The sequence below is a fragment of the Streptomyces sp. NBC_01017 genome, from assembly GCF_045162795.1.
GTDB classification, from domain to species: Bacteria; Actinomycetota; Actinomycetes; order Streptomycetales; family Streptomycetaceae; genus Streptomyces; species Streptomyces machairae.
On sequence record NZ_CP108683.1, the window covers coordinates 10,007,873 to 10,021,762 of the forward strand.

Annotated in this window: 1 protein-coding gene; it reads left to right on the forward strand. The window is 73.6% G+C overall.

The features are described from left to right. Nucleotides 1-25: 25 nt before the first annotated feature. Entirely contained in the window at nt 26-13,861 is a 13,836-nt protein-coding gene (locus OG331_RS45735; protein WP_406208679.1) for an SDR family NAD(P)-dependent oxidoreductase, read from the forward strand. Nucleotides 13,862-13,890 lie beyond the last annotated feature (29 nt).

The following is a 13,890-nucleotide window of genomic DNA, read 5'->3' on the forward strand; positions in this document are numbered from 1 at the left end:
CGAATCCACGAGGACACCTGTCTACATGCCTGCGCACGAGTCCCCGAAGCAGTCCTTCGAGCCGTCCCTGACCACACCGGAGGGGGTGCGGGCCTGGCTGGAGTCGGCCGTCGCCGAGGCGGCCGGTCTCACCCCGCCGACCGTCGACCCGGACCGCCCGCTCGCCGAATTCGGCCTGGGGTCAAGGCAGTTGGTGACGCTGGCCGCAGAACTGTCCGCGCTGACAGGGCGGGCCCTGGACCCGTCTCTGGTGTTCAACCACCCGACCATCTCGGCGCTCGCCGACGCGGTCTTCGACGAGGGGCCCACGCAGGCGGTGACCGCGGCTTCCACCCGGGCGGGAGCGGCCGGTCGGCAGGACGACGACATCGCCATCATCTCCATGGCCTGCCGCCTCCCGGGCGGCGCCGACGACCCCGAGGCCCTCTGGCGGCTGCTGGGCACGGGCGAGGACGCCATCACCGAGGTCCCGGCGGGCCGTTGGGACACCCAGGGGCTGCACGACCCCGACCCGGAGGCCACCGGCAAGGCGTACTCCCTGCGCGGCGGCTACCTCGCCGGCATCGACCGCTTCGACGCGCCCTTCTTCGGGATCTCACCCCGCGAGGCCGCGGCCATGGACCCCCAGCAGCGGCTGCTCCTGCAGACCGGCTGGGAGGCGATCGAGCGCGCCGGGATCGTCCCGGACACGCTGAACGGCAGCTCCACGGGCGTCTACATCGGCCTGTACGACAGCGGCTACCTCGCCTCGGCCGCCCTGGACCAGCTCGACGGGCACGTCGGCACCGGCTCGGCGTCCAGCGTGGCGTCCGGCCGCATCGCCTACACCCTCGGCCTCCAGGGCCCGGCGGTCACCGTCGACACCGCCTGCTCGTCCTCCCTGGTCGCCCTGCATCTGGCGGCTCGGGCCCTGGCCGACGGCGAGTGCGACCTCGCTCTGGCGGGCGGAGCGACGCTGCTGGTGACGCCGCGCGGGCACGTCGAGTTCAGCAGGCTGCGCGGACTGTCGCCGTCCGGGCAGTGCAGCCCGTTCTCCGCCGACGCGGACGGCGTGGTGTGGGCCGAGGGCTGTGGCGTGGTCCTGCTCAAGAGGCTGGCGGACGCGCGCCGCGACGGCGACCGGATCCTCGCCGTCGTCAAGGGCTCGGCGATCAACCAGGACGGCCGCAGCCAGGGCCTCAGCGCGCCCAACGGCCCCGCCCAGGAACGGGTGCTGAGGGCCGCGCTCGACTCGGCCGGACTCCAGCCGCACGACCTGGACCACATCGAGGCGCACGGCACCGGCACCCCGCTGGGCGATCCCATCGAGGGCCGCGCCCTGGCCGCCGTCTTCTGCCCCGACCGCCCCGCCGACCGCCCCCTCGGCCTCGGCTCCCTGAAGTCCAACATCGGCCACACCCAGGCCGCCGCGGGCATCGCCGGTGTCATCAAGACCGTGCTGGCCCTGCACCACGAGCGGATACCGGCGTCCCTGCACGCCGACACCCCGACCGAGCACATCGACTGGACGCACAGTGGTCTCCGCGTCCTCCGCGAGGCCCAGGCCTGGCCGCGGGACGCCGATCGGGTGCGACGCGCCGGTGTGAGCGCCTTCGGTATCAGCGGCACGAACGCCCATGTGGTGCTGGAGGAGGCGCCCGAGGAACAGACGCATACGCAGCCCCAGCCGCCTGGTGACCTGCCCGGCACGACGCTCTTCCCGCTCTCCGCCCGCACCCTCCCCGCACTCCGGGGACAGGCCGGACGCCTTCTCGAAACCCTCGTTCAGCAGCCCGAGTCGCCGCTCCCTGCCATCGCCGCGACGCTGGCCCACCACCGCACCCACTTCGAGCACCGAGCCGTCCTCCAGGCGAGCGACCGCGACGAACTGCTCACCGCGCTACGAGCCCTCGCCGCCGACGGGCCCGACGCCGAGCAGATGGTCGGGCCTCAACAGACCCTCTCCGCAGGCAAGTTGGCGTTCGTGTTCCCCGGGCAGGGCTCCCAGTGGGCCGGCATGGCACGTGATCTCCTCGACCGGGACCCGGTGTTCGCCGACGAGCTGGACCGCTGCGACGCCGCCCTGCGCCCATTCACCGACTGGTCGGTGACCTCCGTCCTGCGCGGCGACGCCGGCGCCCCGGCCCTGGACCGTGTAGACGTCGTCCAGCCGGTGCTGTTCGCCGTGATGGTGTCCCTCGCCGCCGTGTGGCGCGCCCGTGGCATACGGCCGGACGCGGTCGTCGGGCACAGCCAGGGCGAGGTCGCGGCGGCCTGCGTCGCCGGGGCGCTCAGCCTCAACGACGCCGCGGCCGTGGTCGCCCTGCGCAGCCAGGCCCTGACCGAACTGTCCGGCAGCGGCACGATGGCCGTCGTCGCGCTGCCGCACACGGAGGTCGAGGCCCGCCTCGCCGACCACGGCGGCGAGATCAGTGTCGCCGCCGTCAACAGTGGCCGCTCCACCGTCATCGCCGGTGCCGTCGACGCCGTGGAGGCCCTGCTCGCCGACCTCGACCGGCAGCAGGTCTTCGTCCGCAGCCTCGACGTCGACTACGCCTCCCACGGCACCCAGGTCGAGCCGGTCCGCGCGACGATCCTCGACGAACTCGACGGCGTCACCACCTACCCCACGTCCGTCGCCTGGTACTCCACGGTCACGGCCGAACCGGTCACCGAGGAACTCGAAGCCGACTACTGGTACACCAACCTGCGCGAACCCGTCCGCTTCGCGCCCACCGTCGAGCGCATGGCCGCCGACGGCTACCGCTGCTTCGTCGAACTGAGCCCGCACCCCGCACTGCTCACCGCGCTGAGCACGATCGACGAGGACCTGGTCGCGGTCGGATCGCTGCGCCGCGACGAGGACGGCCCCGCCTGCCTGGACCGCGCCGCCGCCGAACTCCACGTCCACGGACGGCGAATCGACTGGGGCCGCCTCGTCCCGCACACCACCCCCACGGATCTGCCGACATACGCCTGGGACGCGCGGCGCCACTGGATCGAAGCCGCAGCCTCCGCGACCGCCCCCGGCCTCTTCGACCGCGCCGCGCACCCGTTGCTCGGCATCCAGCTCCAGGCGGCGGACGAGACCCGCTGGACCTTCCGCAACGAGTGGTCCCCGGCCACCGCGGACTGGCTTGCCGACCACGCCGTCTTCGGCCGGACCGTGGTCTCGGGCACGACCCTGCTGGAGCTCTGCCGCGCCGCCCTCGCCGTGGCCCGCCCGGACACCCCCGCCGACGTCACCGACCTGCTCCTCCTCGCACCGCTGACCCTGCCCGGCACCGGCACGGTAGAGGTGTCCGTCGAGGTGGTCACCGCCGGGACCGTGCCGGAGATCACGGTCCACAGCCGGCCACGCGGCCAGGAAGCCACGGACTGGACCCTGCACGCCACCGCGTCCGCCGCAGAGTCCGCTGCCGAGCCGACCGACGAGCCTCCGACCTGGCCCGAGACCGCCGAACAGGCCTGGAGCGAGGACGCCTACGAGCGACTGAACGGGCTGGGCCTCGGCTACGGCCCGGCCTTCCAGGGCGTACGACGGGCCGCCGCGACCGGCGACGGGACCCTGATCGCCCACCTCTCGCTGCCGCCCGTGGCCCGTGACACGGCCGACCCCTATCCGCTGCACCCGGCGCTCCTGGACGCCGCCCTCCACGTCGCCGCCGCTCTCGACATCTCCGACCAGCGGGTCCTGCTGCCGGTCGCGATGGCCCGCTGCGTCCTGCCTCCCGTCGGCGCGACGGACCTGACCGCGTCCGTCCGCCGCACCGGCGCCTTGGGCACGGACCTCACGCTGGACGTCACCCTGTGGGACGCCGACGGCTTCCCGGCAGGCCGGCTGGAGGGCGTACGCCTTCGGGCCGTGAACCCGGCCGACCTGGCCGGCGCCTCGGAGAACGCCCGGCACCTGTACGAGGTGGCGTGGACGGCCGTACCGGAGAAGACGGCGGTCGTACCGGAGCGGTCGGCCGAGACGCCCGGCACCGCATGGACCGTCCACGGCGACGAGTCGGACCCGGCCGTCACGGCGGCCCTGCGCGACCTGCGCGCGGCCGGCGGCCAGGTCGCCGACGAGGGCGCCGACACCGTCGTACGATTCTGGCCCCGAGCGGCCGCCGGCATCGAACCGGCCGCCGCAGCGCGTGAGCTGGCGGCCACGGGCCTGGCAGAACTCCAGACGCTGATCGCCCTCCCGCCCGGCGAGGCTCCCGTACGCACCATCTGGGTGACCCGCGGAGCGATCGCGGCCGCCGACGGGGACACCGTCCCCGAGCCCGCCCAGTCGGTGCTGTGGGGCCTGGCCCGAAGCGCCCGTACCGAGCACCCCGACCTCGGGCTGGTCCTGCTCGACGTGGACGACAGTGACGAACCGCCTCTGCTCACCGCAGTGGCCCCCGCCGATGAGCCAGAACTCGCCCTGCGGGCAGGTGAGTTGCTCGCACCGCGCCTGGTCCGTGCCCATCCCGTGCCATCCGGCCCTCCCGTCGCCGCGATTCCCGCCGACGGCACCGTGCTGATCACCGGAGGTCTCGGCGCGGTGGGCCGCAACATCGCCCGCGTCCTGGCCGAGAACGGCGTACCTCGCCTGCTGCTGACGTCCCGTCAAGGCACTGAAGATCCTCACGCCGCCGAAGTCGCCGCCGAACTGGGCGCGTTCGGCGCCGAGGTCGAGGTCGCCGCCTGCGATGTCGCGGACGAGGCGGCCGTGGCGGACGTACTGGCGCGCTTCGGTGACGAGTCGCCGCTGCGCGGCGTCGTCCACTGCGCCGGAGTCCTCGCCGACGGCGTCGTTGCCGAACTGACCCCGGAACGCCTTGCCCACGTGCTGCGCCCCAAGGTCGACGGTGCCGCTCACCTGCACCGGCTCACCGCCGGCCACCCGCTCGGCCTCTTCCTCCTGGTCTCCTCGGCCGCGGGAGTCGTGGGCAACGCGGGCCAGGCCAACTACGCCGCCGCCAACGTCTTCCTCGACCAGCTCGCCCACCACCGGCGCGCCCTGGGCCTGCCCGGCACCTCGGTCTCCTTCGGGGCCTGGGCCGGCGAGGGGCTCGCCGCCGAGCACGCCGACCTGGAGCGGATGGCCCGACTCGGCCACCGCGCCATCACCCCCGAGCAGGGCCGCGAGCTGACCGAGCTGTCCCTGCGGCGCGACGCCTCGCACCTGGTGGCCTGGGCCCTGGACCTGCCCAGGCTGAGGTCCGCCGCGCCGACAGGAGCACTGTGGCGCTCCCTGCTCCCCGCACCCCGCGCGGCCCAGGCCGGCAGCCACACCCTGGCGGACCGGCTGGCCCGGCTCCCCGAGCCCGAACGTGCCGCCCGCGTCCTCGCCCTGGTCCGCGAGGAGGCCGCCCACGCGCTCGGCCTGCGCTCGGCGCAGTCCGTCCGTCCCGACCAGCCGCTCCGCGACCTCGGCATGGACTCGGTGACGGCGGTCGACCTGCGCAACCTCATCAGCACCCGCATCGGCACCAAGCTCCCCGCCACCCTCCTCTTCGACCACCCCACGCCCACCCGGCTGGCCGAGTACCTGCTGGCGGGCGCTCTCGCGACAACAGGCCGTACGAGCCGGAAGCCCGTGCCCGTGGCCTCGCCCGTGCTGTCTTCGGACGAGCCGGTCGCCCTCGTCGCCATGGCCTGCCGGGTGCCCGGCGGGGTGAGCGACCCGGACGGCCTGTGGCGCCTCGTCGCCGAGGGCCGCGACGCGGTCGGACCGTTCCCGGCGGGGCGGTGGGACGTCGAGTCGCTGTACGACCCCGACCCGGACGCGCTGGGCAAGTCGTACGCCCGGGAGGGCGGCTTCCTCGACGACATCGACTCCTTCGACGCCGGCTTCTTCGGCATCACCCCGAAGGAAGCGGCGGCCATGGACCCGCAGCAGCGGCTGCTGCTGGAGACCGCCTGGGAGTCGCTGGAGCGCGCCGGAATCGTGCCCGCCGACCTCGCGGGCAGCACGACCGGCGTGTACGTCGGCATGTTCGGCAGCGACTACCTGTCCGGCACCCGCCTCGACCAACTGGACGGCTACGTCGGTACGGGCTCAGCGCTGAGCGTGGCCTCGGGCCGGCTCGCCTACACGCTCGGGCTGAACGGCCCCGCGCTGACCGTGGACACCGCGTGCTCGTCGTCGCTGGTGGCCGTGCATCTGGCAGCGCAGGCGCTGCGGGCGGGGGAATGCGATCTGGCACTCGCCGGCGGCGTCACGCTGATGGTCACGCCGCAGACCTTCGTCGAGTTCAGCAGGCTGCGCGGCCTGTCGCCGACGGGGCGCTGCCGCTCGTTCTCCGACGGAGCCGACGGCGCCATCTGGGCCGAGGGCGCCGGCATGGTCGTACTGAAACGACTGAGCGACGCCAGACGGGACGGCGACAGGATCCTGGCCGTGCTGCGCGGCACCGCCGTCAACCAGGACGGCCGCAGCCAAGGCCTGTCCGCGCCGAACGGGCCCGCGCAGGAGCAGGTGATCCGGCGCGCACTGGAGCAGTCCGGCCTCCGGCCCGACGACATCGACTACGTCGAGGCGCACGGCACGGGCACGACCCTGGGCGACCCGATCGAGGCGAACGCCCTCGCGGAGGTCTTCGGTGCCACTCGCACCGGCGAGCGCCCGCTGTACCTGGGCTCGCTGAAGTCCAACATCGGGCACGCACAGGCGGCTTCGGGCGTGATCGGCCTGATCAAGGTCGTGCAGTCCCTGCACCACGAATCCCTCCCGCGCACCCTCCACGCGGACACGCCCAGCCGCCACGTCGACTGGACGGACAGCGGCTTGCACCTGTTGCGGGACGAGGTGGCCTGGCCCGCGTCGGCGGCACGGGTACGGCGCGCGGGTGTCAGCGCCTTCGGGATCAGCGGCACCAACGCGCACGTGATCGTGGAGGAGGCCGTCCAGGCGCCGATGCCGGAGCCTGTCGTCGAACTCCCCGCCGGACAGCGCCTGTTCGTCCTGTCCGGCCGCAGCGAGGAGGGCCTGCGCGGACAGGCCGCCGCCCTGGCCCGGCACCTCGCCGAGGACACCGGCGCCGCCGCACTGCCCGACCTCGCCCACACCCTGGCCCGCCACCGGACCCACTTCGAGCGGCGCACCGCAGTCCTGGCCGAGGACCGGGACGAACTGCGCTCCGTGCTGGGTGAGTTGGCCACCGGGCGGATCACGCTGCCGCCGTTCCGGGAGGAGCTGACGGGCAAGGTCGCTTTCGTCTACTCCGGACACGGCGGTCAATGGCCCGGCATGGGCCTGGACCTGATGACCCAGTCGGAGGCGTTCCGTGCGGAGCTGACCCGGATCGACGAGGCGGTCCAGCGGCACGTCGGCTGGTCGGTGCTCAACGCGCTGCGCGCGCCGGAGGAGTTCACCCCCCTGGAGCGGACCGAGTATCTGCAGCCGACACTGTTCGCGGTGAACGCGGCACTGACGGCCGCCTGGCGCTCGCTCGGCGTCACAGCGGACGCCGTGGTCGGGCACAGCCTGGGCGAGATAGCCGCCGCCCACAGCGCGGGCGCCCTCACGCTGGACGACGCCGTGGCCGTCGTGACCGGGCGCGCCCAGGCGGTCGTACCGGTCGCGGGCAAGGGCGGCATGCTGTCCCTGGATCTGCCGCGCCCGCGCGTCGAGGAACTCCTCGCGCCGTACGCCGGCCGGCTGTTCGTGGCCGCCGTCAACAGCCCGCACTCCACGGCCGTCTCCGGCGACAGCGAAGCGCTGGCCGAGCTGAGCCGGAGCCTCGACGAGCACGGGATCGAGGCCCGGTCGCTGTCGACCCCGTTCGCCTCGCACACCCCGCTGATGGCCCCGCTCCGCGAGGACCTGCTCGACCACTGGTCCGGCATCCGGGGCACCGGGACCGCCATCCCGCTGTACTCGACGGTGCTGGCGGAACCCGTGCCCGGCGACCGTCTGGACCCCGCCTACTGGTACGCCAACCTCAGCGAGCCCGTTCGCTTCGCCGACACGATCACCCGCATGCTGGACGACGGCTACCGCTACTTCGTCGAGCTGAGCCCGCACCCCTCGCTCGGCTCGTCCATCGAAGCGGTGGCGGCGGACGCCGGAATCGACGCGGTGAGCGTCGGCTCGCTGCGCCGCCAGCGGGGCGGACGGGACGTACTGCTGCGCAGGTTGGGGGAGTTGTACACGGGCGGCCACGCGCCCGACTGGTCGGCGCTGTTCCCCGAGGGCCGACGCGTCGACCTGCCCACTTACGCCTTCGCCCGCGAACGCCACTGGCTCGCACCCGCCCCGGCCACCGCGACCGGCGCCTCGCCGCTCCTGGGCACCCATGTCGAGGCCAGTGACGAAGCCGACCGGCACCTCTTCCAGAGCGAGGTGGACCTGCGTGACAGCCGCTTCGCCTATCTGACCGACCACCGGGTCACCGGCGAGGTCTGGCTGCCCGGCGCCGCCTTCCTCGACATGGCGCTGGAGGCCGCGTGCGCCGTGCAGGACGGCGACGACGTACGGCTCGCCGACGTCAGGTTCCTCCAGGCGCTTCGCCTCGACGAGTCCCGGCCGACCCGGCTGCAACTGGTCCTGCGGCCCGCCCACGACGGCTTCCGGGACTTCACCATCGCCTCGGCGCCCGCTACCGGCGGCGGACAGGGTGCCCGCTGGGAACGCCACGTTGCCGGACGTATCGCCGTCACGCCTCTCACGCCTCTCACGCCTAAGGAGCCCATCGCCGAGCCCGCTGTCGAAGCAGGTGAATCACTCGCCGCGCTGCGCAAGCAATGCACCGAGCCGGTCGATCTGCCCGCCGTCTACGGCGCCCTCTCCGCCCTCGGCATCGACTACGGCCCCGCCTTCCGAGGCCTGGAGTCGGGCCACCGAGCCCCATCCACCGCCCTCGCCCGACTCACCGACAAGCCCGCCGCCGGTCACCTCCTCCACCCGGCCGTCCTCGACGCCGCCTTCCACACGGCCGCGCTGCCCGGCGACGCGCCCCAGGGACGGGCGTTCATCCCGGCCGGAGTCGGCCGGCTCCGCCACACCGGACTCCGCTCCACCCCCGCGTGGGTGACCTGCGAACTGCGCTCCGTGTCCGGCGACACCGCGACACTCGACCTTCGGCTGTACGACGACAAGGACCAACTCCTCCTGGAGGCGGAGCAGTTCGAGCTGGCAGCGCTCTCGCCCCTGGACGGCGCGCTGTTCGAGACCAGCTGGCAGCCCCGCCCGAACGCCAACGAGGCCCCTTCGCAAGGGAGCTGGCTGATCCTGGCCGACGAGTCGGGCGTGGCAGCCCGACTCGTCGAGCGGCTGGGCACCTCGGTGCCGTACGTGGTCGCCCGCAGGGGCCGGGAGTTCGCCGTCGAAGGCCCCGGCCGCTACGTCCTCGACCCGGCCGACCCACAGCACCTGGGCCGCCTCCTCGATGAGGCCTTCGCGAGCGAACCACCCGAGCGCGTCGTCCAGTTGACCGCACTCGACGCTCCCGCGATCGAGGACGCCCGTACGGCCGAGGAGGCCGCGCGGCTGTGCTGCCTGAGCACCCTCCACGTGGTGCGCACGTTCGCCGAGCGGGCGCAGGGAACGGCGCCCCGGCTCTTCGTCGTGGCGCGAGGCAGCCAGGCAGCCGGCGACAGTGCGCAGGTGACGCAGCCTCAGCAGGCGTTGGCCTGGGGCTTCGGCCTCGCGGTGGCGCAGGAGCACCCGGAGCTGAGGACCACCCTCGTCGATCTGCCTCCGACGGACGGCGTCGACGCCCTGTGGACCCAGCTGCGGCACGCCGACGAGGAACGGCTCGTCGCGCTGCGCGAGGCCGGGCGACTGGTGCCCCGTCTGACCCGCACCCGCCCGGACGACGCCGGGCACGGCGCGACCACCCCGGACGGCGTGTATCTGATCACCGGTGGTCTGGGCGGTCTCGGGCGTGTCGTCGCCGAGCGCCTGGTCCGTCGCGGCGCCCGCCGGCTGGCGCTCATGAGCCGGAGCGCGCCTGCCGCGGAGGCCATGGGCTGGATCCAGGGACTCGAAGAGCGGGGCGTGACCGTGCACTTGGCGCGCGCGGACGTCGCCGACCGTGACGGACTGACCGCCGCCCTGGACGCCGTACGACACGCACTCGGCCCGATCGCCGGGGTCGTGCACGCGGCCGGCGTCCTGGACGACGCCACCATCGCCAACCTGACCGACGAGCGTGTCCTGCGCGTCCTCGGCCCCAAGGTCCTGGGCACCGCCCTGCTCACCGAACTGACCCCGGACGCCACGGACTTCGTGCTGTTCGCGTCGGCGGCCGGACTGCTCGGCTCGGCCGGGCAGAGCCCGTACTCGGCGGCGAACGCCTTCCTGGACGCATGGGCGCACCACCTCTCCCGCACGGACCGCCGTGCGCTGAGCCTGGACTGGGGCGCCTGGTCCGGGGTGGGCATGGTGTCCGAGTCCGGCGTCCGCGAGGCGGAGACGGGCCGCTCGGGTCTGGTCGCCTTCTCGGCACAGGACGGCGGCGAGCTCTTCGAGCGCGTGCTGGGCACCGCCCGCCGCCAGCTCGCCCCCATGGCCCTGGACTGGGAGATGCTGTCCCTCGACCCGGATGCGGCCCGCACCCGCCCCGTCCTGGCCGACCTCGTCACCGTCCCCACGGGTACGCCGGGCACGGACGACCTGGTCAAGAAGGTGTTCGCGGCGAAGACCGAGACCGAGCGGGCCGTACGCTTGGAGGCATACGTACGCGCCAGGGTCGGCGAGGTGGCCGGCGGCGCGGTCCAGGTCTCGGCCACCACGGCCCTGAAGGAGCTCGGCCTCGACTCCCTCATGCTCGTGCGCCTGCGCAACGCCTTCGCCCGTGAACTCGGCGTCGAACTCCCCGCCGCCACCGTCTTCTCGGCCGCCGACATGCGCGGCCTCGCCCAGGCCCTGAGCACGGCGCTGCCCGAACGGCAGACCACGGCACAGGACGACGAGCCGCAGCAGGCCATCGAGGTACCGGCGACGGAGCTGCACCCCGCGACCCGCGACGTCGTACGACTGCTGCGCAGCGCCCAGCCCGGCATGCCGGACGCGGCCCACGCCGTCGGCCTCGCCGTACGCCTCACCACGCCGACCACCCCCGAGACACTGACCGCCGTCCTCGCCCGCCTCACCGCACGGCACGCGGCCCTGCGGACCGCCATCGTCACCGCGGCCGAGGGAGGGCGCGAGCTGCGGGTGCACCGCGAACTGCCGGAACCGCTGCTGCGGTGGACGGTCGTACCGGACGAGGTCTCCTTCGACGCCGCCGACGGGCTCCGCGAGCTCCTTGAACCGCCGTTCGACCTGGAAGTCGCGCCGCTGTGGCGCTTCGAGCTGCTGGACGGCGGCGAGCGCGGCCAACTGCTCGCGTACGGCGCTCACCACGCCGTCAGCGATCTGCAGTCGCTGCTGCTGGTGGCGAGCGAGATCGACGCCGAGCTGTCCGGCAATGTGCTCGGCGACACCGTCACCAACCGCGATATCGCCTTGCTGATCGAGGCCCAGCAGACCGGTGAGCAAGCCGACGGGAGGGGTGACGGAAAGGCCGACAACCGAGCCGACGGCCGGGCCGAAGCCGCCGCATGGCGCGAGGCCTTCCAGGGCAGCGCACGCCTCGACCTCACCCTCAGCCGACCGCGCCCGGAGAGCCGCTCGTACCGCGCCGGCAGCGTCACCGTGCCCATCCCCGACGGCCTCATGGAGCGCCTCTCGGCCGCCGCGAGCCGACTGGCCGTGACGCCGGCCGCCTTCTGCCTCGGCACCCTGACCGTCCTGCTGGCCAGGAAGCGCGAACTCGAACGCTTCGTCCTCGCCGTGCCCGTCGACACCCGCATCCACGCCGACGCGTACGACGCCTTGGGCTTCTTCGGTGTGCCGGTGCCCTTCCCCGCCGAGGCGGGCGCGGGGGAGCGGATCGAGGAGGTGCTGCGCCGCACCGACGGGCGGCTGCAGCGGGTCCTGGCCAAGGGGGCGATGTTCTCCGACGTACTGCCGGTGCTCGCCCAGCAGGGCCTGTACCGGGCGAACGCGCCGCTGGTGGAGGTGTACTTCAACTACGTACGCGCCGCAGGCGGGTTGACCGGCCTGGAGGTACTGCCGGCGGGCACGGGCTACTCCGACCTCGACCTCATGATCACCATGACGCCGGACGCGGGCCGGATCCGCCTGGACCACAACCTCGACATCCTCGACGCGGCGACAGTCGCAGAGCTGGGGGAGGCGCTGGTGCGTCTGCTTGCGGAGTCGGCGCAGGACGCGACGGGGCCGGTTCGCACGACGCCGGCTCCGACGCCGAAGACGTTGGAGAGGGTCACGGCTGCCGTCGAAGAGCCGCCCACAACGCCCGCCCACACCCTCGCCCTCGCCGCCACCTTCGCCCTCGGCAACCTGCCCCTGATGTGCGAGACGGCCGTCAACGAGTCGGTACGGGACGGCAGCGGGACGACCGTCGCGGAAGCCCCGTACCACCACGTGCTGGCGAGCCTGCGCGACCCGTCCGGTGTGTTCGCCGACCCGGCCACGACGGCGGGCGTCGTACTGCTGCGGGCGACGGACCTGCAACGCTTCGGCACCGTCGACGACGCCCTGCTGGCCGAACTGCGGACCGCCTACCCGGCCGCCCTGCGCACGGTGGCCGAGCGCACCCGCAAGCCGCTGATCGTCGGCTTCCTGCCCGCCGCGCAGGGTGAGGACCGCTTCGGGCACTGGGAAGCGGAGATCGCCGCCGCGTTGGCGGAGGTGCCGGGCATCGCCGTACTCGGCCCCGACGACTGGACCCGCCACCACCTCGTCGAGGAACGCTTCGACGAGCGCACCGAACGCCTGGCCCATCTCCCGTTCACCCCACAGTTCCAGGCAGCCGTGGCCCTCCGCCTCGCCGAGGTCGTACGCGCGGTCCGGCGCCCGGCGCCGAAGGTGATCGCGGTCGACGGCGACGAGACGCTGTGGGGAGGCGTGGCCGGAGAGATCGGCCCCGACGCCGTGGACCTGACCGGGCCGCGAGCCCTGCTGGCGCGCCGGTTGCTGCAGTGGCGCGCGGCAGGCGCGCTGCTCGTGCTGGTCAGCAACAACGACGAGGACACGGTCCGCGCGGTACTGGACCGACCGGACAGTCCGCTGAAGGCCGAGCACTTCAGCGTGCTCTCCGCGGCCTGGGGTCCGAAGCCGACCCGCCTGGCGGACGTCGCGCAGACGCTCAACCTCGGCCTGGACAGCTTCCTGTTCCTCGACGACAACCCGGCCGAGATCGCGAAGATGCGCTCGGCCCTGCCGCAGGTGCTGTCGGTGACCTGCCCCTCGGTCGCCGAACTCCCGGAGTTCTTGCGCCGGTTGTGGCCGCTGGTACCCGCCGCCGCGACGGCCGAGGACGCACTGCGGGCGCGCTTCTACGAGCAGGAGCGGGAGCGGGACACCGTCCGCGAGCAAGCGAGCTTCGAGGAGTTCCTGGACCAGCTGGAACTGGAGGTCGACATCCGGGCCCTGGCCGACGCCGACGTCCAGCGGGCGGAGCAGCTCGTGGCCCGCACCAACCAGTTCACCCTCCGCGCCCGCTCCACGGACGGCGGCGACGTCGCCCGGTGGCGCGAACGCGGTGAGGTGTGGACGGCTGCGGCACGTGACAGGTTCGGCGACTACGGCCAGATCGGCCTGCTCGCCGTGCACTGCCAGGGCGACCAGCTGGACGTCATGGCCTGGCTGATGAGCTGCCGCGCACTCGGCCGCGGCGTCGAGGAGCGGCTGCTGCAATGGCTCGCGGACCGCGCCGAGGAACTGGACTGCGCCAAGGCCCGCCTCACAGCGGAGCGCACGCCGCGCAACACCCCGGCCCGCCGTCTGCTGTCGGCACTGGGCGGCGGCGACCAGGACGACGACCGACTGGAGACCGTGGTCACGCCGGAGCAACTGCGGGCGTTCCGCTCGTGGCGGCGGCAGTGACGGCCGGCAACATGCCGGTCAGTACCGAT